Source organism: Mesocryomonas fontinalis (genome assembly GCF_055730125.2).
In genome coordinates this window covers 1-285 of sequence record NZ_JBUZWG020000033.1, presented here as the reverse complement: position 1 = coordinate 285, position 285 = coordinate 1, and the positions used below count along the sequence as shown (strand labels likewise).

General features: G+C 63.9%; 1 protein-coding gene. It reads right to left on the bottom strand.

From position 1 onward, the window contains the following. A partial coding sequence (locus ACZL02_RS24390) for an ATP-binding protein (protein ID WP_472941276.1) occupies positions 1-272 on the bottom strand: 272 nt, incomplete at its 3' end. Positions 273-285 lie beyond the last annotated feature (13 nt).

Sequence of the window (285 nt, the reverse complement as noted above, 5' to 3'; positions counted from 1 at the left end):
CGGACCAGTGCTTCATTGACCTCGCTGCTGGCGAAGTCGAAGCCGTTGAGATCGCGATAGGCCGGGAAGCGAGCCGACTTCAGTTGATAGGCGGTAGACCTGACCTCCCGCTCGGCTGTCTCGGCCTTTAGAAGCTGCGAGAGGATCGGGATGGCTGCCTCGAAGGCTGGCGCTCCCTGTTCGGTCAGCTCGCTGACGGCTTGCGCCATGCCGTGCATCTTCAGGCTGCGCAGCATGATCACGATGGCGCCGCTGGCCGGGTTATGACGCATGGCGCACCTCCGC